The 20,260-nt window shown below is 33.1% G+C and carries 27 protein-coding genes and 1 pseudogene; 21 read left to right on the top strand and 7 right to left on the bottom strand.

Going from position 1 to position 20,260, the window contains the following annotated elements; translation table 11 throughout:
• The first annotated feature begins 235 nt into the window (after nucleotides 1–235).
• Nucleotides 236–448 carry a cupin domain-containing protein gene (locus KO172_RS06665; RefSeq protein WP_251320144.1) on the top strand — a complete coding sequence of 71 codons (213 nt, stop codon included), beginning with the start codon at nucleotides 236–238 and terminating at the stop codon, nucleotides 446–448.
• A gap of 141 nt (nucleotides 449–589) precedes the next feature.
• On the opposite strand, the gene KO172_RS06660 is transcribed toward KO172_RS06665, so the two are convergent.
• Together KO172_RS06660 and KO172_RS06655 are read right to left on the bottom strand one after the other, a co-directional pair.
• Nucleotides 590–715: a hypothetical protein gene (locus tag KO172_RS06660; protein WP_309557681.1), complete on the bottom strand. Its 126-nt coding sequence runs from the start codon at nucleotides 713–715 to the stop codon at nucleotides 590–592.
• Nucleotides 716–771: 56 nt separating this feature from the next.
• Nucleotides 772–1,941, bottom strand: a complete 1,170-nt coding sequence (locus KO172_RS06655) for a helicase HerA-like domain-containing protein (protein ID WP_215492697.1) — start codon at nucleotides 1,939–1,941, stop codon at nucleotides 772–774.
• Nucleotides 1,942–2,200: 259 nt separating this feature from the next.
• Here KO172_RS06655 and KO172_RS06650 point away from each other — a divergent pair, with 259 nt between their 5' ends.
• The 7 genes from KO172_RS06650 (at nucleotide 2,201) to KO172_RS06620 (ending at nucleotide 6,482) form a co-directional block, all read left to right on the top strand.
• Nucleotides 2,201–2,473 (top strand): hypothetical protein, encoded by a 273-nt coding sequence (locus KO172_RS06650; RefSeq protein ID WP_215492696.1) that lies wholly within the window; start codon nucleotides 2,201–2,203, stop codon nucleotides 2,471–2,473.
• On the top strand, nucleotides 2,467–2,853 hold the full coding sequence (locus KO172_RS06645) for a peptidylprolyl isomerase (protein WP_251320183.1): 387 nt from the start codon (nucleotides 2,467–2,469) through the stop codon (nucleotides 2,851–2,853). Before KO172_RS06650 ends, KO172_RS06645 begins: the two co-directional genes overlap by 7 nt.
• A 19-nt stretch (nucleotides 2,854–2,872) precedes the next feature.
• Nucleotides 2,873–4,210: a GTP pyrophosphokinase gene (locus KO172_RS06640; protein ID WP_215492695.1), complete on the top strand. Its 1,338-nt coding sequence runs from the start codon at nucleotides 2,873–2,875 to the stop codon at nucleotides 4,208–4,210.
• Nucleotides 4,203–4,556, top strand: coding sequence for a DUF1292 domain-containing protein (locus KO172_RS06635; protein WP_215492694.1), 354 nt, complete (start codon nucleotides 4,203–4,205; stop codon nucleotides 4,554–4,556). Before KO172_RS06640 ends, KO172_RS06635 begins: the two co-directional genes overlap by 8 nt.
• Complete coding sequence (gene mnmL, locus KO172_RS06630) at nucleotides 4,549–5,247, top strand: tRNA modification radical SAM protein MnmL/YtqA (RefSeq protein ID WP_251320143.1); 699 nt, start codon at nucleotides 4,549–4,551, stop codon at nucleotides 5,245–5,247. Before KO172_RS06635 ends, mnmL begins: the two co-directional genes overlap by 8 nt.
• Before the next feature lie 75 nt (nucleotides 5,248–5,322).
• Complete coding sequence (locus tag KO172_RS06625) at nucleotides 5,323–5,733, top strand: hypothetical protein (RefSeq protein ID WP_251320142.1); 411 nt, start codon at nucleotides 5,323–5,325, stop codon at nucleotides 5,731–5,733.
• A gap of 254 nt (nucleotides 5,734–5,987) precedes the next feature.
• A complete protein-coding gene (locus tag KO172_RS06620) occupies nucleotides 5,988–6,482 on the top strand; it encodes a DUF6648 family protein (protein ID WP_251320141.1) in 495 nt (164 codons plus the stop codon).
• A 30-nt stretch (nucleotides 6,483–6,512) separates the two neighbouring features.
• On the opposite strand, the gene KO172_RS06615 is transcribed toward KO172_RS06620, so the two are convergent.
• The 5 genes and pseudogenes from KO172_RS06615 to KO172_RS06600 all read right to left on the bottom strand — a co-directional run bounded on the left by KO172_RS06615 (nucleotide 6,513) and on the right by KO172_RS06600 (nucleotide 9,804).
• Nucleotides 6,513–7,160 carry an ABC transporter permease gene (locus KO172_RS06615; RefSeq protein ID WP_251320140.1) on the bottom strand — a complete coding sequence of 216 codons (648 nt, stop codon included), beginning with the start codon at nucleotides 7,158–7,160 and terminating at the stop codon, nucleotides 6,513–6,515.
• A gap of 246 nt (nucleotides 7,161–7,406) precedes the next feature.
• A pseudogene (locus KO172_RS08250) lies at nucleotides 7,407–7,514 on the bottom strand (hypothetical protein); the annotation flags it as partial.
• Nucleotides 7,502–7,915, bottom strand: a complete 414-nt coding sequence (locus KO172_RS06610) for an ATP-binding cassette domain-containing protein (RefSeq protein WP_215492692.1) — start codon at nucleotides 7,913–7,915, stop codon at nucleotides 7,502–7,504. The gene KO172_RS06610 and the pseudogene KO172_RS08250, both read right to left, overlap by 13 nt.
• Before the next feature lies 1 nt (nucleotide 7,916).
• Nucleotides 7,917–8,726: an ATP-binding cassette domain-containing protein gene (locus tag KO172_RS06605; protein WP_251320182.1), complete on the bottom strand. Its 810-nt coding sequence runs from the start codon at nucleotides 8,724–8,726 to the stop codon at nucleotides 7,917–7,919.
• A gap of 34 nt (nucleotides 8,727–8,760) precedes the next feature.
• Nucleotides 8,761–9,804, bottom strand: coding sequence for an ABC-F family ATP-binding cassette domain-containing protein (locus KO172_RS06600; RefSeq protein ID WP_215492691.1), 1,044 nt, complete (start codon nucleotides 9,802–9,804; stop codon nucleotides 8,761–8,763).
• 102 nt (nucleotides 9,805–9,906) lie between these two features.
• Here KO172_RS06600 and KO172_RS06595 point away from each other — a divergent pair, with 102 nt between their 5' ends.
• From KO172_RS06595 to gltA, 13 genes are all read left to right on the top strand, one after another.
• The gene (locus KO172_RS06595) at nucleotides 9,907–10,650 is read left to right on the top strand and encodes a redox-sensing transcriptional repressor Rex (protein ID WP_215492690.1); all 744 of its coding nucleotides are present in this window, start codon (nucleotides 9,907–9,909) and stop codon (nucleotides 10,648–10,650) included.
• Nucleotides 10,650–11,351 (top strand): ABC transporter ATP-binding protein, encoded by a 702-nt coding sequence (locus KO172_RS06590; RefSeq protein ID WP_215492689.1) that lies wholly within the window; start codon nucleotides 10,650–10,652, stop codon nucleotides 11,349–11,351. The genes KO172_RS06595 and KO172_RS06590 overlap by 1 nt, the downstream gene beginning before the upstream one ends.
• 22 nt (nucleotides 11,352–11,373) lie before the next feature.
• Nucleotides 11,374–11,553: a DUF4162 domain-containing protein gene (locus KO172_RS06585; protein ID WP_215492688.1), complete on the top strand. Its 180-nt coding sequence runs from the start codon at nucleotides 11,374–11,376 to the stop codon at nucleotides 11,551–11,553.
• Entirely contained in the window at nucleotides 11,543–12,856 is a 1,314-nt protein-coding gene (locus tag KO172_RS06580; protein ID WP_215492687.1) for an ABC transporter permease, read from the top strand. The genes KO172_RS06585 and KO172_RS06580 overlap by 11 nt, the downstream gene beginning before the upstream one ends.
• A gap of 103 nt (nucleotides 12,857–12,959) precedes the next feature.
• On the top strand, nucleotides 12,960–13,625 hold the full coding sequence (locus tag KO172_RS06575; protein ID WP_215492686.1) for a DNA-3-methyladenine glycosylase family protein: 666 nt from the start codon (nucleotides 12,960–12,962) through the stop codon (nucleotides 13,623–13,625).
• Between the two features lie 172 nt (nucleotides 13,626–13,797).
• The gene (locus KO172_RS06570) at nucleotides 13,798–14,082 is read left to right on the top strand and encodes a co-chaperone GroES (protein ID WP_019213512.1); all 285 of its coding nucleotides are present in this window, start codon (nucleotides 13,798–13,800) and stop codon (nucleotides 14,080–14,082) included.
• 11 nt (nucleotides 14,083–14,093) lie between these two features.
• A complete protein-coding gene (groL, locus tag KO172_RS06565; RefSeq protein ID WP_215492685.1) occupies nucleotides 14,094–15,719 on the top strand; it encodes a chaperonin GroEL in 1,626 nt (541 codons plus the stop codon).
• Nucleotides 15,720–15,974: 255 nt separating this feature from the next.
• Nucleotides 15,975–16,379, top strand: coding sequence for a branched-chain amino acid transport system II carrier protein (locus tag KO172_RS06560; protein ID WP_215492684.1), 405 nt, complete (start codon nucleotides 15,975–15,977; stop codon nucleotides 16,377–16,379).
• Nucleotides 16,349–16,555, top strand: a complete 207-nt coding sequence (locus KO172_RS08245) for a branched-chain amino acid transport system II carrier protein (protein ID WP_215493471.1) — start codon at nucleotides 16,349–16,351, stop codon at nucleotides 16,553–16,555. Before KO172_RS06560 ends, KO172_RS08245 begins: the two co-directional genes overlap by 31 nt.
• A gap of 11 nt (nucleotides 16,556–16,566) precedes the next feature.
• On the top strand, nucleotides 16,567–17,286 hold the full coding sequence (locus tag KO172_RS06555) for a branched-chain amino acid transport system II carrier protein (RefSeq protein WP_251320139.1): 720 nt from the start codon (nucleotides 16,567–16,569) through the stop codon (nucleotides 17,284–17,286).
• Complete coding sequence (locus KO172_RS06550; RefSeq protein WP_215492682.1) at nucleotides 17,286–17,885, top strand: DUF2812 domain-containing protein; 600 nt, start codon at nucleotides 17,286–17,288, stop codon at nucleotides 17,883–17,885. Before KO172_RS06555 ends, KO172_RS06550 begins: the two co-directional genes overlap by 1 nt.
• Before the next feature lie 180 nt (nucleotides 17,886–18,065).
• Nucleotides 18,066–18,875, top strand: a complete 810-nt coding sequence (locus tag KO172_RS06545) for a sulfide/dihydroorotate dehydrogenase-like FAD/NAD-binding protein (protein ID WP_215492681.1) — start codon at nucleotides 18,066–18,068, stop codon at nucleotides 18,873–18,875.
• On the top strand, nucleotides 18,875–20,248 hold the full coding sequence (gene gltA, locus KO172_RS06540) for an NADPH-dependent glutamate synthase (RefSeq protein ID WP_215492680.1): 1,374 nt from the start codon (nucleotides 18,875–18,877) through the stop codon (nucleotides 20,246–20,248). The genes KO172_RS06545 and gltA overlap by 1 nt, the downstream gene beginning before the upstream one ends.
• Nucleotides 20,249–20,260 lie beyond the last annotated feature (12 nt).

Below are 20,260 nucleotides of genomic sequence, written 5' to 3'. Positions count from 1 at the left end.
GAGATTAACTTTAATAATGAAAACTTATAAATAATGAATTAATACTTTTGAAAAACAAACTTTTGACATAGAGACATATAAAAAGTATATTTTAGAAATCGCAATTAACTTAGAGGAGGATGAAATGAAAATATTGAAAAGGAAAGAAAATCAAATTAATTAACTGTTTAGATTATGTAGATGGAGCAATCGTAAATATTGACCTTGTATCTAAAGACGAGTTTAAGGTATTTTAATGGCTTTTGATGCAGGAGAAGGTCTAAAACCTCATAAGGCTCCTGGAGATGCTCTTGTCATGGCACTTGAGGGCAAGGCAAAGCTTCTTGTTGGAGACAAAGAAATCGAGATTGAATCTGGAGAACAAATAGTATTTCCGGCAAATGTAATCCACAATGTAACTGCAATTACAAGATTTAAAATGTTATTAGTCTTATCTATAGATAAATAAAAGAACGAATTAGTTTTATATGTACCCTCCTTACTAGACAAATTACTAAGGAGGGTACATATCATTGTGCTCTGGCTATAGCTTTATTTTATTTAGAATTTTTCTTAAATGTATTCATTATGTCTCTTGCAACAGTTTTACCTATTTGATAAGTAAAAGCGCTGAAAACTCTTTTATGACTTTATCAGCCATGTCTTCATTTCTCTTCTTTTGATTTTGTTTTGTTCTGTATTCTTTTGCGCTTCTTTTCGGCTTTTCTTCTTCCATCTCTTTATTGATTTTAACATATCTTTCACTAAGTATCTCATATGCAGACTCTCTGTCTATCGGTTCTTTATATTTTTATTAAAATCAGAATTATTTACAATGTCATTAAACACAGCATCATCTATCATACCAATCTTTGACATAGGAGGTCTTATAAGGGTAATCTCTGCAATGGATGGTTCTCCATCTTCATTAAGAGTAGAGACTAAGGCTTCACCAGTTTTAAGATTAAGTATGGCTTTTTCGCTGTCAAAGTTAGGATTCTTTCTAAAGCTATCTGCAGCATACTTTACATTTTTAATCTCATTTGGAGTGTAAGCTCTTAGTGCGTGCTCAATTCTATTAGACAATTGGCTAAGAACTTCTTCAGGTATATCTTTAGGATTTTGAGTAACGAAGAATATACCAACGCCCTTAGACCTGATAAGTTTTATGATAGTTACGATATTTTCAAGCATCTTTTTATTTAAGTCCTTAAAAATTAGGTGAGCTTCATCTAGGAACAAAACAAGTTTTGGTTTATCCAAATCACCGACTTCTTCAAGGCTAATAAATATTTGACTAAGTAGATATATGACAACAGATTGATACATCTTTGAGTTTAAATAAAGCTCAGTACAGTTAAGTATGTTTGCTGTTCCTTTTTCACCACTGTTTAATAAAAGATCATCAACATCAAAAGAAGGTTCACCAAAGAAGTCTATAGCACCTTCATTTTCGAATCTTATAAGAGTTCTTTGTATAGCGTTTATACTTTGCTTAGCAACGTTTCCATATTTATTTGAAATATCACTTGAGAAGTCTGCCATATACTTAAGCATAATCTTCAAATCTTTAAAATCAATAAGCTTAAGTCCATTCTCATCGGCGATTTTATACATAACATCAATGACGCCGCTTTGTACTTCGTTAAGACCAAGCATCTTTGAAAGAAGTACGGGGCCTACATCAGTAACAGAGGCTCTTAATGGAACACCTTTTTTATATATATCGAAAATTTCAACAGGGAAGCTGTCAACTTGGTAGTCATCAATGCCAAGCTTTTCAATTCTTTCGTCTATCTTATCGTTTCTCTCGCCATTCTCAGCAAGACTCATAATGTCACCCTTAACATCAGTAATGAAGGTATTGATGCCGTCATTATTAAGCATCTCACTAATTACTTTTAGTGTAACAGTCTTACCTGTACCAGTTGCTCCAGCAATAATTCCGTGTCTATTTAACATCTTAGAGTATAGGTAAACTTTTCATTTTCTCCACCTAAAAATATTTCATAAAATCACCTCTTACAATTATTATAGCACATTTTCAAGAATAAAATAGTCTTGCAAAATAAGTATATATGGTAATATAATGATGTAGACGATTATATTTTGAGGAGGATATTTTGGAAATTAATAAAGAAATAGTCGCAAAAGTTTGCGGCAAAGAAATTAAAAAGAAGATGTAGTTAATTTTGCAAATATGCTTGGACCACAATTAACAATGCAATTTCAATCTAAAGACGGGGTAAAGAAACTTGTTGAAGAGATGGTTAATCAAGCTATGTTATATAATCAAGCTCTTGATGAAAAGCTTGATGAGAGTGACGAGTACAAACTAGAGATGGCTAAAGCAAAGGAAAACATCCTAACTAACATGGCATTTAAGAACGCTCTTAAATGTGACGAGCCTACTGACGAAGAGCTTAAAACTATTATGAAGAGTTTAAAGACGAATTCTCGGAAGCAGAATCAAGATCAGCTAGCCACATCTTAGTTAAAGATGAAGCTAAGGCGAAGGAACTTAAAGCTAAGATTGATGCTGGAGAAGACTTTGCAAGCCTTGCTAAAGATCATTCATCCTGTCCATCAAAGGCTAATGGTGGAGACTTAGGTACCTTCCAAAGAGGACAGATGGTAAAAGAATTCGATGACAAAGTATTCTCAATGTGTCTTGGTGAAGTATCTGAACCAGTAAAAACTCAATTTGGCTATCATATAATTAAGTTAAACAAGATTAATGAAGCAAAAATTAGACCATTTGAAGAAGTTAAGGATGAAGTACGCGCTCATGTTATGCAAATTAAGCAAATGAACGCATTCAAGAAGGTAATTGACGGCTTAAAAGATAAATACAAACCAGAAATTTTGGTTTAATGAAAGGATATGAGAGCTGATGAGGCTTGAATTATTTGATTTTATAGATGACACTATAGATTTACTAGAACAGAATAACGATAAATTAGAGGAAATTTTAGAGATATTAGAGAATTTCTTCACTAACACTTTCTGTGCTAAAGATCATTTTTTAGCTGCAAGAGGCAGGGTAAAGGAAGCGATGTCTCTTAGAGAGAAGATACTTAGAAACAACCTATACATTGCCTACAAGACACCCGAGAACCTTATGGAAAACATCTCAGACATCATTGGCGTTAGGATTGAGTGTAGGTTCATAGATGATGAAAAGAAGATATACAGAGATTTACTAAATTTATTCAATTATAAAGAGGACAGAGGTTATTATTCAAGTCATATCAATAAAAAGATATATTTAAAGCTATCTGAAGAGCAGCCACAAATTCAAAAGAACGGTTTCGAAATTTATAAGATAGACGGTAAATATGTTGATGATGATGGCAAGAAGATACACTTTGAGCTTCAAATTAAATCACTTGTTAATGTATTCTGGGGAGATATAGACCACAAAGTCTTATATAAGAACTACAACTATGTACTTACAGAAGACTTCTTTATAGACATCATGGCAACTATTAAAGATAACTTGACTATGGTTGATAGGCAGCTAATGAGTGTATATAATCACCTTAACAGGTCAGATTCATCGGTGCAAGTTAACAAGAAGAAACAGCTTATCAAATTAGTATCTAAGACGATACATGATATATTCAAGTCAAAGGTTAAGAGTGAACTCGGCTACATCATTGACTACAAAGACTCTTGCGATATGATTAGTGAGTACTTATTCATGAAGGCAAGAAGGAAGTCTGCAAAGGATATCTCACAAGAGTTTGTCGATTTAATTGGCAGATTATCAGAGATACAGGAAAATCTTGGATCTATCACTAATTATATAGAGTTTGAGAGAAAGCCACTGTTTAATGACACATTCACACAAAGCCTAGGCGATGAAATATTATCACTAATAAATACAGACTTCAAATGGAACCTATTCTTCAAGATTATCTTCTTGATTGAGAAAGGAACAAATGTTGAAGACTTTGAGGGCTTTATAATATTCTTGAGGTACAAGTTCTATGAATCAGTTGCCTTAAGTGTTAGAAATAAAGATATGTCAAAGGAAGAAAAGGACTTTTTAATCAACTACTACCTTGATCAAATTAGTTATGACTTTAAGAAAAAGCCTGAACTTTCTTTTATTACTGATGAAAACATAAACGAAATTAATAAAAATATAAGCCTTGAATTAGTTAATATATCTAATTTTGAGGACTTTTCCGAACAAATTTTAGAAAGAGGAGATAAAGATGAGTAAAGATAAAGATCTTATTAATGAAGAACATGACTGCTGCTGCCACGATGAAGGATGCGGCTGTGGACATAATCACGAACATGATGATTGTGACTGCGAAGATACAATGATCATAACACTAGATGACGGAACAGAGCTAGAATGTGCTGTACTTGATCTATTTAACTTTAAGGGAGACGACTATATATTCTTATTCCCACTTGATGTAGAAGAGGAAGAAGAGTATGTTTATCCTTATAAATACATCGAAAATGAAAACGGTGTAGATGTAGAACTTGAAGTTGTTGACGATGCAATTGTTGACGAACTTATGGAGGAATTCTACAAGAAAAATGAGGTAGATGAGTAATATTATAAGCTTTGAGGATGAGAAAAAACTCTACAGAGTCTACTCAGAGTATCTAAGGAACAAGTTTCATACAAAGGTTTATAAACTACCTATAAGCCTGAACATAACATGTCCTAATAGAGACGGATCTAAGGCTTATGGCGGATGTATATTCTGCACTGCACAAGGTGGTAGCTTTGAGAATTTATCTAATAAGTTATCTGTTAAAGACCAGATAGAGCAAAATAAGATAAACATTACTAAGAACCACAAAGCAAGTAAGTTTATAGCCTACTTTCAAAACTTTTCTAATACATATATGCCGTTAGACAAGTTTAAAGAAAATATAATGAACGCCATCGCAGAAGATGTTGTTGGCATCAATATATCTACAAGACCAGACCTTATTTTTGATGATTATATGAAGTTTTTAAGTGATATTAAGGATAAGTACAATCTTGAGATAACTGTTGAACTAGGGCTTCAGAGCTCAAACGATGAAACCCTTAAAGTTCTAAATAGGTGTCATAACACAAAGGACTATATAGATGCATGCGAAACATTATCTAAGTATGGCATCAGAAAGGCTGCTCACTTGATACTTGATTTGCCATGGGACAGTATAGACGACATCTACAATGATGCGCGCCTTATTAACATGACAGATACAGATGAGGTTAAACTGCACAGTCTATATCATGGAGCACACTAAGATTGCCAAGATGTATAAAGCTCATGAGTTTAAACTTCTTAACAGAGAGATTATGTAGACAGAGTAGAGATATTCTTGACTCATATAAAAGATGATATTATAATACAAAGATTGGTCGGCAGGTCAGATGAAGAGGGTACTATTCATTGTAACTGGGGCGAGTCTTGGTGGAGAATAAAAGATTCCATATTGGAACAGATGAAGAGAAAATCAAATTACCAAGGTAAATATTATAAGGAGGATGATTTTATGGTTAAATTAATCTTAGGAGCAAAGGGCGCAGGAAAGACTAAGTGGTTAATCAATGGTGCTAACGATGACATTAAGTCAGGTAACGGCAACATTACGTTCTTAGATGTTGAGGACGAGCACATATTTTCTTTAGATACTAATGTTAGACTTATTAACTTAAGTGACTTTAGTATAAATACTATTGAAAATTCTACGGCTTCTTGCTTGGTATGTTATCAATGGACTTTGACTTAGAAAATCTATATAGACAGTGTTTATAAGATAATCGATATTAAGAAAGATGATTTAAAATGCTTAGTTAAGAATTTGGAAGAAATTTCTGAAAAGCACGATGTAGACATACTTATAAATGTTAACTACTTAGCTGACGAAGTAGATAGTGACTTAAGGAGCTATATAGAAGAAGTTAAATAATTAGAAAGTGGTATTTAATGCTTTATGTAAAGAGGAAGAATCTTTTTGAGGTGTTTTTTGAGAAGAGGCATTCTTTGATCATACAGTTCAACAATGGCGACTTGACTAAGAAGGAATTTCTTAAAGAGAATTTTAATTTCATTACTAGCCTAAACATCAAGCCTTTTATCAAGATAGATTCATTTGAAAAGGGCATGTTTAACTATCAGTATTACAACTCACTTGCGAAGTATTATCTGATGCTTGCAAATGAAATTAAGAATACAAACAAGCACAGAAAGTACTTTGTTGAGTACAAGAACACTGGACTTAGCTTGTATCATCAAAAAGATTTAACAACTATAAGCATACTAAGGCTTGTTGACTTTGAGAATGTTGATGCGTACTACGTTAAAACAAATTCAAAGTTCTTAAATGGAAAGCTTTATGAGATAGTCCTAAGTGACTATAAGGAAGCCATCTTCCATTCAAAAGCTTTGTGGCTTATGGATATATTGAAAGAGAAGAACGTTTTTAGTGAAAAGAAGAAAGAGTCGGTAATAGATTCGTATATAAATAAACTCTACTAGATTTTAGTAGAGTTTATTTTGCTTATTAACTTAGAATAATATTTGCTCTCTTTTATTAAAGAAGGCTTTGTATGCAAGTGAAGTGAATATACTTGTTGTTATACCAACAGTTCCTACTATAGCTATCATTATCGTTACTTGATAGAGTATTGCAGACATTGGATCAGTTCCAGATAGTATCTGACCTGTCATCATACCAGGCAAGAGTACTATACCCATACCGAGCATTGAGTTAAGAGTAGGCAAGATTGAAGAGTTAAATGCTTCACTCGATATTTTTGTTACTGCATCCTTTGGCTTAGCTCCTAGCATAAGAGCAGCCTCTATAGTATCTCTTTGGTCTTTAAATGAATTCTTATACGAATTTATTGCAAGACTCATGCCAGTCATGGTGTTACCTATAAGCATACCGCATATTGTTATGAAATATCTTGGATCATACCAAGGTCTAACTCCCACAACAACAATTATATAATAGAAAATTGATACTAAAGTGGAGCCGATAAAACATAGGGCTATAATCTGTTTTAGTTTAGCGGACTTGACTTTGCTTCTCTTATATACATTAAATATTGCAAAGGCTTGCATAATAAGAAGTATCAAAAGAGTTATCCATGGGCTATCGCTCTTTAGTATGTACTTAAGTAAGTAGCCAGTTATGATTAGCTGAATTGTCATTCTTAGCGAAGCTACTATGATTAAAATTTGATTTGACAGTCCTTTTATCTTGGATATTTAGTAGAAGTACTAATATAAAGGCGAAGGATAGAAGTAACTGTAATGTTGATATTTCTGTTAACATACTAGGCCTCCTTAATACGCGCTGTTTTATTCTCAACTTTAATAATTTGATTAGCAAGGGAGAATAATTTTTCTGAGTGCGACACCATGATTATCTTCTTATTTTCTCTTTAAGATACTTAATTACATTCTCAATAAGATTGCATTCAGTATCATCATCAAGCGATGATGTAGGTTCATCAAAAGATAAACTTCAGAATCCATTGCTAAGACTCTAGCTATAGAAAGCCTTGTTTTTTCGCCGCCAGAGAATTCTTTTGGATTATCGTCAAGTTTTTATCTAACAAGACAATACCAAGAAGTTCATGAAGTTTTTCGTCATCAAGATCAGCTAATTTACTGAATTTTCTTGCTACATTTAAATTATCTCTTACATTACCTTCAAATATAGCAGGGAATTGTGACTGCATAATAACTTTTCTTCTTAGTTCATGTGGCTTATAAGTATTTATGTCATCTGATTTATATAAGATTTCGCCACTGTCTGGACTGATAATATTGTCAAGCATTTTGATGAGTGTAGACTTACCGCTTCCACTAGGTCCTATAATCATAGTAAGACCACTATCATCAATAAGTAAGTGGTCTATGTTTAATATATCTTTAAATTTTATGCCTATTAATTCAAACATTTTATTCCTCCATATAGATAAGTTCTTCATATAATTCATTAAGTTTCTCTTCTATCTCGTTAAGTTTAAAGTTTAAATCGTTAACTCTATCTATATCATCATATATCTGGATTAGCAAGCTCATTATGAATATCGTTTGTGTGCTTTTCAAGTTCAGAAATCTCTTTTCAAGTGCATCTTTCGCTTGTTTTTCTTTCTTTAATCTCTCTTTTTCTTCTCTCTCACGCTTTTTATTAAGCTTGGCTTGAGTCTTAGTTATCTCTTCAGGCTCTTCTAAAAAGGCTTTTTCTTCACGCATACGCTTTTTCTTCTCAATATAGTATTCGTAATCACCTAAGTATTCGTGTATACCATCAGCTTTAAGCTCAAGTATTTTATTTACTACTTTATTTAGAAAATATCTATCGTGGCTAATTACAAGTAAAGTGCCTTCGTAAGAATTAAGAGCTTCTTCCAAAACTTCTTTTGATTCAATATCTAAGTGGTTTGTAGGCTCATCAAGTACGAGGAAGTTTACATCAGAAAGCATTATTTTGCAAAGAGACTCTTGCTTTTCGCCGCCTGATAGTTCATCAATCATCTTGTAAATATCATCGTCAATAAACAAAAACTTCGCAAGCGCTTTTCTCAGTTCAAAGTAAGTAAGGCGAGGGAAGCTGTCCCATATTTCTTCGGCAATAGATTTGTTTACGTCCAGCTTTTCTAACTCTTGATCAAAGTAGCCAACATTAACGTTAGTTCCAAAGCGTATTTCACCAGAGTCATGACTTTCTTCGCCAAGGATAATTTTAAATAAAGTAGACTTACCAATGCCATTAGCACCGATGATACCAACATGTTCACGCTTATATATTAAAGTTTATATCGTTTAAAAGCTTAAAATCGCCAAAACTTTTATTGATATGTTCAACAGCTAAGACATCATTACCAGACTCTACCTTCATCCTAAACTTGAAATTAATCTCACTATCATCATTAACGTCGCTTAATAGCTCAATCTTAGCAAGCATCTTCTCACGAGACTTTGCTTTTATAATGCTTTTTTCAGTAGCGTAGGACCTATACCTTCTGATAATCTCTTTTTGTCTTTCAATTTCTTTTTGCTGATTAATATAAGCTTTCTCTTGAATTGCTTCATTTATCTTTCTTTGCTTGATATATTCTTCATAGCCCATATTGTACTCATGAGTAGTGTGATCCTTTATAAGTATAACCTTATTACAAGTCGCATTTAGAAAATATCTATCGTGGCTAACCATAACTACTGTCCTTGTAAATGAGTTGATGTAGTCTTGAAGGAACTCCATAGAGTCGATATCAAGATGGTTAGTTGGCTCGTCTAAGAAAAGTATGTCAGACTCTTGTATAAGAGCCTTCGCAAGCATTAGTTTAGATTTTTGTCCGCCGCTTAGAGAGTTAAATGCTTGATCAAACTGTTCTTCAGAAAAGCCAAGACCAGTTAAAACCTTTTTTATCTCAGCGTCATATGTATATCCGCCTTTCTTTTCAAAATCTTCAAGAAGAAAAGAGTATCTATCCATATTCTCCTCGCTTGGATCTTTAGCTATGATATCTTCAAAATTTCTTAGTTCATCTTCAAGGTCAATTAGGTGCTTCATCGACTTTTTCATCTCATCATAAACACTTAAATTGCTTCTTATAGTTGTGTTTTGTTCAAGGTAGGCAATCTTAGTGTCCTTAGAAATAAATATATTACCTTCATCATAATTAAGCATGCCAGATAGTATGTTAAGTAGAGTTGACTTACCAGTACCATTCATACCAACTATGGCAACCTTTTCGCCTTCATTTATATTAATAGAAACGTTTTCAAAAATTAACTTGTCAATAAAAACTTTTTTTATATTATTACATGCCAGTACAGTCATAAAAACACCTCGGTTCTATTATAACATAAAAGAAAAAAATATTGCTAAGAAAAACTCTATATGTTATACTATATTTGTTCTAATAATGAAAGGTGTGGACATATGGCTCGTGATATTACAATAAACGCAATAAAAAGATTACCAATATACTATGTGATTTTTGAAGACCTATACGCAAGGGGCGTACATAGGGTCTCTTCGAGTGAGCTATCAGCGTACACTAAGTTTACCGCATCTCAAATCAGAGCTGACTTAAACACTTTTGGTGCTGAGGGCAGACAAGGTTATGGTTATCACGTTGAGACCATATACATGGACTTAAAAGGTGTTCTTGGTCTTGATTATAAAAAGAATTTAATCTTGACTGGTGTTGGCAATATTGGCCAAGCAATAATACAGTCGCGTGAGTTTGAAAGTAGTGGCTTTAAATTCATTGGTCTATTTGATAGCAATCCAAATATGATAGGTCTTAGCTTTAACGGCATCAAGGTAAGAAACATATCTGAACTTGAGAATTTTGCTAAGAATAATATTATTGATATAGGTGTCATAGCTGTTACTAGTAATAGTGCGAGAGATGTTGCTAGGACTTATGAAAAAATTGGTATAAAGGCGATTTGGAACTTTGCTCCGACTGTACTTGATTTAGATAAGGACATCATAGTTGAGAATGTGCCATTATCGGAGAGCTTATTCACACTAAACTATTTACTTAAATGCAAAAACGATGGCACTTTCACAAGTGATGACTATGTTAATAGAGCAAAAGATATTGTATATGATAAAAAATTAGGACTATATAGAGAGTCAAAGAAGAGGGGCAGACCTAGAAAGGAGAGTAATTAATGAAACTAGAATTAATTGACATTAAAAAATCCTTCGCTGGAAAAGAAGTTTTACACGGAATTAACTTAGAGACAAGCTCCGGTAGTTCAACTGCTTTTTTAGGAAGGAACGGTGCTGGTAAGACGACTACCATAAGGATACTTATGGACGTTTTTAAAGCTGATAGCGGAGAGATACTGATTGACGGTGCACCAATTGATAGAAAAGAGATAAAACTTGGATATTTACCTGAAGAGAGGGGTATGTACGCAAAAACTGCCATACTTGATCAGCTTATTTACTTTGGAAGAATAAAAGGACTTTCTAAAAAAGAAAGTCATGATAATGCACTTGAGCTGCTTGAAAAAGTTAAGCTAAGTGAATACAAATCAAAAAATCTTGATACTTTATCAAAGGGTAATCAACAAAAGATACAAATCATACAAACCTTTATAAATAAGCCAGATATCATCATCCTTGATGAGCCATTCTCTGGTCTTGACCCAGTTAACTCACAAATACTTATTGATTTAATCAAAGAAGCTGTTGCTAGTGGTACTTTATTAATATTCTCATCACATCAAATGAGCCATGTTGAAAACTTCTGCGACAATATCGCTCTTATTAAAGATGGCAGCAATGTTTTGACTGGAGATCTTAAAGAAATTAAGAAAAATATGGGCGAGGGAAGATTAAGACTAAGTTTTACAATGATGCTGTAAATTATTTACAAGATATTTTGATATGGTCGGACAAGATAATGTTAAGATTAGTGACAATGAGATAATTGTAAGAACATCTGATAAAGCTAGTGAACTAGCTAATTATGCTATAAGTAAAGATAATTTTAGAGCTATAGCCAAGTATGAGCCAAGTCTTGAAGAGATATTTATAGAAGCGGTAGGTGATAACGATGCTAAATAAGATAAAATTAATTACTTCATTTGAGTTCAAGCAGCTAATAAAAAATAAATCGTATAAGATAACTACTGCGATATTCTTTGTTTTAGCCTTGCTTGCAGCCTTTGCACCAAGACTTATTCAAGGCAATTTATTTAAATCAATCACAAATGAAATGAGTAAGACACAAAAGCTAGGAATAATTATAAATGATGAGAGCGTCGACGAAAGTGAATTAAAATCATTTTTAAGCAATTATGAAGTTCATATATATACTGACGAAGAAAAGCTTAAAGATGATGTACTAAGTAAAGAACTTGATAGAGGTGCAATTATCGATGCTGACTCAATTCAAAAATTTGTATTAAACTCTAAACTTACTGATATGGGCGATAGCTTAGACAGAGTCTTAAATGAATACAGATACAAAAAGCTTATTGAAGCAGAAGGTATTGACTATTCTAAAATAAAATCCTTAGAAGCAAATCAATATCAAATAAATGAAGTCATCTTAGGAAAAGACTCAAAGCAAAACTATTTTATCATCTATATCTTGTTATTCTTGTTATATATGATTATACTAACATATGGTCAAATAACTGCAACATCTGTTGCTAAAGAAAAGAACGACAGAACTATGGAGCTTTTAATCACATCAACTAAACCAAAGTACTTGATATTAAGCAAAGTATTAGCAACAGTATTTAGTGCGGTTCTACAAGTTTCTGCCATATTTATAGGTTTTGGAGTAGGATATATATTCAATAAAGAATTTTGGTCAGGATTATTTAGCATGACAAGCGCACCAATACAAATTTTAGTTATATTTATATTGTTTATGATAGCGGGTTTCTTCTTATATTTATTTATATTTGCTACACTTGGAGCTTTAGTAAACAAGATAGAAGAAGTAAGTCAGTCAATATCGTCAGCAACTATTTTGATAGTACTTGCTTATTTTGGAGCTATATTTGCATTAACTACTGGATGGGAATCTAGTTTTGTTACATTCTTATCATACTTCCCATTAACATCTCCATTTGTCATGTTTATAAGGGCAGGTATGTTAAATATATCAATCGCTGAGGTAGCTATATCATTTGCAATACTTGTAATATCAGCATATTTAATTTATAAATTAGCTTGTGACATATACAGATTAGGTACACTTCAATACGGAAACAGAATGACACTAAAGCAAGCGTTTAAAGTATTAAGAGAGGATAAGAAGAATAAAATAATGAATAAGATAATATTAAAGGGACAGACTAGCTTTGTCCCTTCTCATATATTTGAGTGCGGTCAAGCATTCAGATGGAAAAGCTAGACGAAGAAGCATATAGATTTATATTTAGAGATATGGTTTTAGAAGCACGCTCTATAGATGGTGCTATAGAGATAGTGGGTGATTTTCAGATGAAAATGAAATTTTGAACTATTTTGACTTAAATACTGATTACGATGCGATAAAAGAAAAACTTTCTCTTAACGACGAAGTAATAAGCAAGGCTATTGGCTTTGGTGGCGGTATGAGGATACTTAAGCAAGATCCGTTTGAAACATACATATCATTTATTATAAGTGCTAACAATCAGATAAAGAACATCAAGAACACTATAAAGAAAATTTCTCATATGTATGGAGAAAGACTTAATAATCCATTTGATGATGAGGAGTATTATGCTTTTCCAAGTCCAGCGGCTCTGTCAAATGCAAAAGCAGAAGATATAAAAGAGTATGCAAGAGCAGGGTTTAGATCTGAAAGGATAGTTATTGCATCAAGGATGGTTCAGGAAGGCTTAATTAACTTTGATGAACTTAAAGAGAAGAGTGTAGATGATATTAGAAAAACATTACTAGAAGTTCCAGGCATAGGCGAGAAAGTCTTTCAATGCATATTACTATTTGGCTTAGGCAGAACTGACTCGTTTCCGGTCGACGTTTGGGTTAAGAGAGTCATGGAGGAACTTTACTACGGAGGAGAAGTGAAAAATAAGAAGCTTATACAAGAGGATGGACAAAGAAGATTCGGTGAGCTTTCAGGATACGCACAACAATATCTATTCTATTATATGAGAGAAAATTTTAAAAGATGAAAAAGAAGAGAATAGAACAGATAATAAATAAAATTATTCAATATTTCTATTTAATTCAAATTATGTTATCTTGTATATTTAATATATTGACTACAATATAATAATTGTTAGCACTCAATAGTGACGAGTGCTAACAAACGAATTTATATAAAATTGTAAGGAGGAATAGATTATGAAATTAAGACCATTATCCGATAGGATAGTTATTAAAAAATTAGAAGCAGAAGAAAAAACTAAATCAGGCATTGTACTACCAAGTGCTTCAAAGGAAGCTCCTGTTATGGCAGAAGTTATAGCAATAGGTGCTGATATCACTAATGATGAAAAGAAAGCAAAAGAAATTAAAGTTGGAGATAAAGTTATATTCTCAACATATGCAGGAACTAACGCAAAGATCGATGGAGTAGAATATACTGTATTAAAATTTGCTGACATTGTTGCAGTTGTAGAAGACTAGGAGGTATTACTATGGCAAAAGATATTAAATTCAATGCAGAAGCAAGACATAAAATGGAAGCAGGTATTAATATACTTGCAAACACTGTAAAAGTAACACTAGGACCTAAGGGAAGAAACGTTGTTCTTGATAAGACATTTGGTTCACCACTTATTACTAATGATGGTGTTACTATAGCAAAAGAAATCGAATTAGAAGACAGATTTGAAAATATGGGTGCACAATTATTAAAAGAAGTTGCTACTAAGACAAACGATATAGCTGGTGACGGAACTACTACAGCAACATTACTTGCTCAAGCTATAATCAGAGAAGGACTTAAGAATATAGCTGCAGGTGCTAACCCAATGATACTACAAAATGGTATTAGAAAAGCTGTTGAAAAGACTGTTGAAACTATTAAATCATACTCAAAGAAAGTTGAATCATCAGATGCTATAGCACAAGTTGCTTCAATCTCAGCTGGAGATAAAGAAATTGGTAAACTTATAGCTGATGCTATGGATAAAGTTGGTAATGACGGAGTTATAACAGTAGAAGAATCTAAGTCAATGGGTACAACATTAGAAGTAGTTGAAGGTATGCAATTTGACAGAGGATATGTTTCAAGCTACATGGTAACTGATACTGATAAGATGGTAGCAGAACTTGACAATCCTTATATCTTGATTACTGATAAGAAGATTACAAACATTCAAGAAATACTTCCTGTACTTGAAGAAATCGTTAAACAATCAAAACCATTATTGATAATAGCTGAAGATATTGAAGGCGATGCAATGGCAACACTTGTTGTTAACAAACTTAGAGGAACATTCAACTGTGTTGCAGTTAAAGCTCCAGGTTTTGGTGACAGAAGAAAAGAAATGCTACAAGATATTGCTATCTTAACAGGTGCAAAAGTTATTTCTGAAGAACTAGGTTATGACCTAAAAGAAGCTACAATAGATCTACTTGGTACTGCTCAAAAGGTAAAAGTTGACAAAGAAACAACTGTTATTGTTAATGGAGCAGGAAATAAAGAAGAAATTGAATCTAGAGTTAAACAAATCAAGACTCAATACGAAGCTTCGGATTCTGATTTCGATAGAGAAAAGATGCAAGAAAGATTAGCTAAATTAACTGGTGGCGTTGCAGTTGTTCAAGTTGGTGCAGCTAGTGAAATAGAATTAAAAGAAAGAAAGCTTAGAATCGAAGACGCTTTATCAGCAACTAGAGCAGCTGTTGAAGAAGGTATAGTACCAGGCGGTGGAACAGTTTTAGCTGATTCAATCAAAGCTTTGAAAGCTATAGTTGATGACTTTGAAGGCGACGAAAAGACTGGTGTTAAGATCATACTAAGAGCTCTTGAAGAACCAGTAAGACAAATTGCTGAAAACGCAGGTCTTGAAGGATCAGTTGTAGTTGAAAACGTAATGAACGAAAAAGATGGTATCGGTTTCGACGCGCTTAATAACAAATATGTTGACATGATTAAGTCAGGCATAGTTGACCCAACAAAGGTAACTAGATCAGCTCTTCAAAATGCAGCATCAGTTGCATCAATGATATTAACAACTGAGGCAGCAGTAGCAGACATTCCTAAGGAAGATGCGCCAATGGCTGGAGGCATGCCTGGTGGAATGCCAATGATGTAGACAAAATAAATATAAAAATAACTCATGGCTTAGGCTGTGAGTTATTTTTATGTTTGTATGTATGATAAGATTTTATATATTATCATACATAATTAATCTGACTTATATAATGTCATATACCTTTTGCTTTAGCACTGTTATTCATATACACCTAACAGCACTAACAATAATACTTTAGAACGTTACAAAATGCTAAAATATATTTACATTAAATAATAGATATAGTATAATAACTATGGTACTGGAGGGATTGAAGTGAAAAGAAAACAAATTATTGACACATTGGTAGTTGGCTTTGCATTATTTGCGATGTTTTTAGGAGCAGGAAACCTTATTTTCCCACCAACACTTGGAGCTATATCTGGTGACAAGTGGTTCCTATCAATGATTGGCTTTATGATGACCGGTATAGGACTGCCTATACTTGGAGTTGTAGCTGCAGCTAAAGCTGGAGGAAAGCTAGAAGATGTTGCAGGCAAGGTAAACAAAACATTTTCAATTTTATTTGGCTCATTAATAATGATATGTATAGGACCCTTACTTGCAATACCTAGAACATGCGCCACTACATATGAAATAGCAATACAACCTTTATTTGGTAATGTCAGCCCAATCTTAGTAGCTATAGTATTCTTTGGTTTAACATTATTTTTACATTAAACCAATCAAAAGTAGTAGACAAGATAGGCTCAATATTAACACCAATACTTTTAGTTATTCTATTTACAATAATTATATTATCAATTATAAAACCTATTGGAGTGCCTAAAACACTGGTAGCACTCTTAACTTTGTTAAAGGTTTTAAGGAAGGTTACCAAACAATGGATGCCATAGGATCAATAATTATGGCAACAATAGTTATTAGCAGCGTTAAGAAAAGAGGCTACACAAGCCAAAATGATATGTTCAAGATGACAGTTATCTCTGGGATTATTGCTGCACTTTGCTTAGCTTTTGTTTATGGCGGACTTGTATTCATAGGCGGTACTGGAAGCGAATTTCTTACTATAGATGCTGATAATCCTAACAGAGTCGCTAACTTGATATTTATGGTAAACAAGATTATGGGTCAATACGGTACAATCGCTTTAGCTTTAACCGTTGCTCTTGCGTGTCTTACTACATCTATAGGTCTTACGGCAACAGCAGGAGAGTTTTTCTCAGACTTAACTCATGGTAAGTTAAAATACAAACATATAGTTATTTTCACGTGCTTATTTAGCGCTATAGTATCAACTAATGGCGTAGATTCTATAATAACTTTCTCAGGACCAATACTTTCTGTTTTATATCCAGTTGCAATTGTCATAATATTATTGAACTTATTTGATACTCGCATTAAGTATAAAGCTATATATAAAGGCGCAACACTTGGAGCATTTATGGCAAGTTTACTTGATACTATTGCTAATATCGGAAAATTCGAACAAATTAGAAGTTTCTTAGATAGAATTCCACTAGGATCAGAAGGCTTTGCATGGGTAATACCTGCAGTTGTTTTTGGCTTTGCGTTTATAGTACTTGAGATGGCCATGAGCAACAATAATCAAAATGGAGTTATTTAATGAAAAAGTTTAAAAAATTTTTAGACCCCATATATTCAATGCAAAAGTGGCTTAATGATTTAGGAGAAAAGAATTATAAATTAAGCAGTTTAAGAGGTTCATTTTTTGAATTTGAAGAAACAGAGTCTAAATACGAATACAAAGTTTATTATTTCAAGGGCCCAGAAAAAGATGTTAAATCATTTCTAGCATATGCGAGGAAGAATGATATTGAAATTTTTCAATATCCTATAAGCGCATCACAAATATCGTTATTCTCATTTATGGCAGCAACATTTGATAGTAATTCTAAAGATATATCTTATAAAGCTAGTCTTTTTGCTACTCACATATATGTTTTAGCAAAACCAAAAGTTGGCGAGAGCATAGAAGAAGTATTAGGCGTAGATGACAACGAATACTACTATAGAAGACAGATGGAAAACAAACTTATATTAGCAATAATTTTATTTATACCACTCCTTTTATCGTACTTTAGAGTGTTTGGAGGCACATTTGAACAAAACAAACTATTTGTACAAATTTTAGTTGCTATTGAATTATTAATTTTGATATTTATATTATTCTTAAACTTTGAGAAAATAAATTTTAAAGAGTAAAATATTAAGTGAAATAATAAGTAAAGGGGCTCATTTTGTGAGCCTATTTATTTTAAAATATTGAAAATTTACTTGTTTTATGATATCATATATGTATATTTGAGTACTTAAATTTTATCGAGGAGGTTTTAAAGTGTACGAAATTACAGAGAAAAAGATATTGCTTTAAATACATTTCTTATGTACATAAAAGCTCCAGATATTGCAAAAAGCTCTACCTGGACAATTTTAATTATTATTATCGACGAAAAGTCAGAAAGGTTACCTCTAACTATTTGTGATAGCAATCCAGAAGACGGCACTGTTATGATAGCTGTTCAAAAGATTGGTGCTACCACTCAAAAGCTAGGAGAACTTAATGTAGGTGACACAGTAAAAGATGTGTGTGGACCACTTGGAAAGCCTAGTGATTTTATAAACATTCCACTTGAAGAACTTAAGAAAGAATCTATAGTATTTTTAGCTGGAGGCTTAGGAACAGCAGCTGTTTATCCACAAGTTAAGTGGATGCATGACAACGGAGTCGATGTAGATGTTATTATTGCAGCTAGAAGCAAGGATTTAATCATACTAGAAGATGAGATGAAAAAGATTGCTAAGAACGTCTATGTTGCAACTGATGACGGCTCATACGGTTTTAACGGACTTATTACTAATTGTTTAGAAGATCTAATTACAAATAAAGGCAAGAAATATACATATGCAATCGTTGTTGGACCTATGATAATGATGAAATTTGCGTGCTTAAAAACAAAAGAGCACAATATTAAAACAATAGTTTCAATGAACACAATCATGGTAGATGGAAGCGGTATGTGTGGAGCTTGTAGATTGACTGTTGATGGAAAGACTGTTTTTGCTTGCGTAGATGGACCTGAGTTTGACGGACACTTAGTTGATTGGGACGAAGTTTTAAGAAGATCAAGACAATATTCCAAGGTAGAGAAGGAAGGAAAGCACTTCTGCAATTTGATAGGAGGATTAAGATAATGGATAGATTTAAAAGAACTGAAGTAAAATATCAAGATCCTGATAAAAGAATTAAGAATTTTGAAGAAGTATGTTACGGTTATACAGAGGATGAGTGTGTTATAGAGGCCAAAAGATGCCTTCAATGTAAGAATCCACAATGCGTTAAGATGTGTCCAGTGAACATAGACATACCTTCATTTATACATAAGCTTGCAGAGAATAAACCTGGTGAAGCCGCTGAGGAATTGTTTAAATATACTACACTTCCAGCTGTATGCGGAAGAGTTTGCCCTCAAGAAAATCAATGTGAAATGACATGTATTCTTGGTAAAAAAGGCGAATCTATCGCTATAGGTAAATTAGAGAGATATGCTGGTGATTATGCACTAAAGAACGGTATTCGAATCAAGAAAGATGCTAAAAGCAATGGTAAAAAAGTAGCTGTTGTTGGAAGCGGACCTTCTGGAATTACTTGCTCAGCAGATTTAGCAAAAATGGGTTATGAAGTAACATTAATAGAGTCACTTCATGAAGCTGGTGGAGTTTTAACTTATGGTATACCAGAATTTAGACTTCCTAAGGACGGAGTTGTTAAGAAAGAGATTGAAAACATTAAATCTTTAGGAGTTAACATCAAATTAAATACAATACTTGGTAGAACTGTAACTGTAGATGAGCTTATGGATGAGTATGATGCCATCTTTATAGGCACAGGTGCTGGGCTTCCAGTATTTATGAATATTCCAGGCGAAAACTATAACGGTGTTTTCTCCGCAAATGAGTATTTAACAAGAACAAATCTAATGAAAGCATATCTAGAAGACACTGCAACACCTATCAGAGTAGGTGTAAATACAGTTGTTGTAGGAGCAGGAAACGTTGCGATGGACGCAGCTAGAACTGCAAGACGTTTTGGATCAAATGTTACAGTTGTTTATAGAAGAGAAGATAAAGATATGCCAGCACGTAGAGAAGAGATTGAAAATGCAAAAGAAGAAGGCATTAACTTTATGTTCTTAACTAGTCCTATTGAAATTCTAGCAGATGAAAATGGTGACGTTAACAAAGTAAAATGCATAAAGATGGAATTAGGCGAACCTGATGCATCAGGCAGACAAAGACCAATTAAGATTGATGGCTCAGAGTTTGAAATAGATGCTGATGTTGTAATCATGGCACTTGGCACAAGACCTAATCCACTTATTAAAGAAACAAGTACAGGCATTAAATTTAATGAAAAAGGCTGCATCATTGTTAATGATGCAGAAAAGACTTCACGTGATTATGTATATGCAGGTGGAGACGTAGTAACAGGAAGCGCAACTGTTATTGAAGCAATGGGTGCTGGAAAGAAGGCGGCAAAAGCTATTGACGAGGCACTTTCTAAATAGTTAGTTTAAGGT

Source organism: Fenollaria sporofastidiosus, from assembly GCF_943169635.2.
In the GTDB taxonomy this organism is placed as follows: domain Bacteria; phylum Bacillota; class Clostridia; order Tissierellales; family Peptoniphilaceae; genus Fenollaria; species Fenollaria sporofastidiosus.
The sequence above is the reverse complement of the archived record's forward strand: the minus strand, read 5'-3'. Positions and strand labels throughout refer to the sequence as shown.

What these genes read in the sequence shown, in the direction of transcription:
- KO172_RS06665 (WP_251320144.1), top strand. Translation starts at nt 236, where the DNA reads ATGGCTTTTGATGCAGGAGAAGGTCTAAAACCTCATAAGGCTCCTGGA.
- KO172_RS06660 (WP_309557681.1), bottom strand. Translation starts at nt 715, where the DNA reads ATGGAAGAAGAAAAGCCGAAAAGAAGCGCAAAAGAATACAGAACAAAA.
- KO172_RS06655 (WP_215492697.1), bottom strand. Translation starts at nt 1,941, where the DNA reads ATGTTAAATAGACACGGAATTATTGCTGGAGCAACTGGTACAGGTAAG.
- KO172_RS06650 (WP_215492696.1), top strand. Translation starts at nt 2,201, where the DNA reads ATGCAATTTCAATCTAAAGACGGGGTAAAGAAACTTGTTGAAGAGATG.
- KO172_RS06640 (WP_215492695.1), top strand. Translation starts at nt 2,873, where the DNA reads ATGAGGCTTGAATTATTTGATTTTATAGATGACACTATAGATTTACTA.
- KO172_RS06635 (WP_215492694.1), top strand. Translation starts at nt 4,203, where the DNA reads ATGAGTAAAGATAAAGATCTTATTAATGAAGAACATGACTGCTGCTGC.
- mnmL (WP_251320143.1), top strand. Translation starts at nt 4,549, where the DNA reads ATGAGTAATATTATAAGCTTTGAGGATGAGAAAAAACTCTACAGAGTC.
- KO172_RS06615 (WP_251320140.1), bottom strand. Translation starts at nt 7,160, where the DNA reads ATGACAATTCAGCTAATCATAACTGGCTACTTACTTAAGTACATACTA.
- KO172_RS06610 (WP_215492692.1), bottom strand. Translation starts at nt 7,915, where the DNA reads ATGTTTGAATTAATAGGCATAAAATTTAAAGATATATTAAACATAGAC.
- KO172_RS06600 (WP_215492691.1), bottom strand. Translation starts at nt 9,804, where the DNA reads ATGACTGTACTGGCATGTAATAATATAAAAAAAGTTTTTATTGACAAG.
- KO172_RS06595 (WP_215492690.1), top strand. Translation starts at nt 9,907, where the DNA reads ATGGCTCGTGATATTACAATAAACGCAATAAAAAGATTACCAATATAC.
- KO172_RS06590 (WP_215492689.1), top strand. Translation starts at nt 10,650, where the DNA reads ATGAAACTAGAATTAATTGACATTAAAAAATCCTTCGCTGGAAAAGAA.
- KO172_RS06585 (WP_215492688.1), top strand. Translation starts at nt 11,374, where the DNA reads ATGGTCGGACAAGATAATGTTAAGATTAGTGACAATGAGATAATTGTA.
- KO172_RS06580 (WP_215492687.1), top strand. Translation starts at nt 11,543, where the DNA reads ATGCTAAATAAGATAAAATTAATTACTTCATTTGAGTTCAAGCAGCTA.
- KO172_RS06570 (WP_019213512.1), top strand. Translation starts at nt 13,798, where the DNA reads ATGAAATTAAGACCATTATCCGATAGGATAGTTATTAAAAAATTAGAA.
- groL (WP_215492685.1), top strand. Translation starts at nt 14,094, where the DNA reads ATGGCAAAAGATATTAAATTCAATGCAGAAGCAAGACATAAAATGGAA.
- KO172_RS06555 (WP_251320139.1), top strand. Translation starts at nt 16,567, where the DNA reads ATGGCAACAATAGTTATTAGCAGCGTTAAGAAAAGAGGCTACACAAGC.
- KO172_RS06550 (WP_215492682.1), top strand. Translation starts at nt 17,286, where the DNA reads ATGAAAAAGTTTAAAAAATTTTTAGACCCCATATATTCAATGCAAAAG.
- KO172_RS06545 (WP_215492681.1), top strand. Translation starts at nt 18,066, where the DNA reads ATGTACATAAAAGCTCCAGATATTGCAAAAAGCTCTACCTGGACAATT.
- gltA (WP_215492680.1), top strand. Translation starts at nt 18,875, where the DNA reads ATGGATAGATTTAAAAGAACTGAAGTAAAATATCAAGATCCTGATAAA.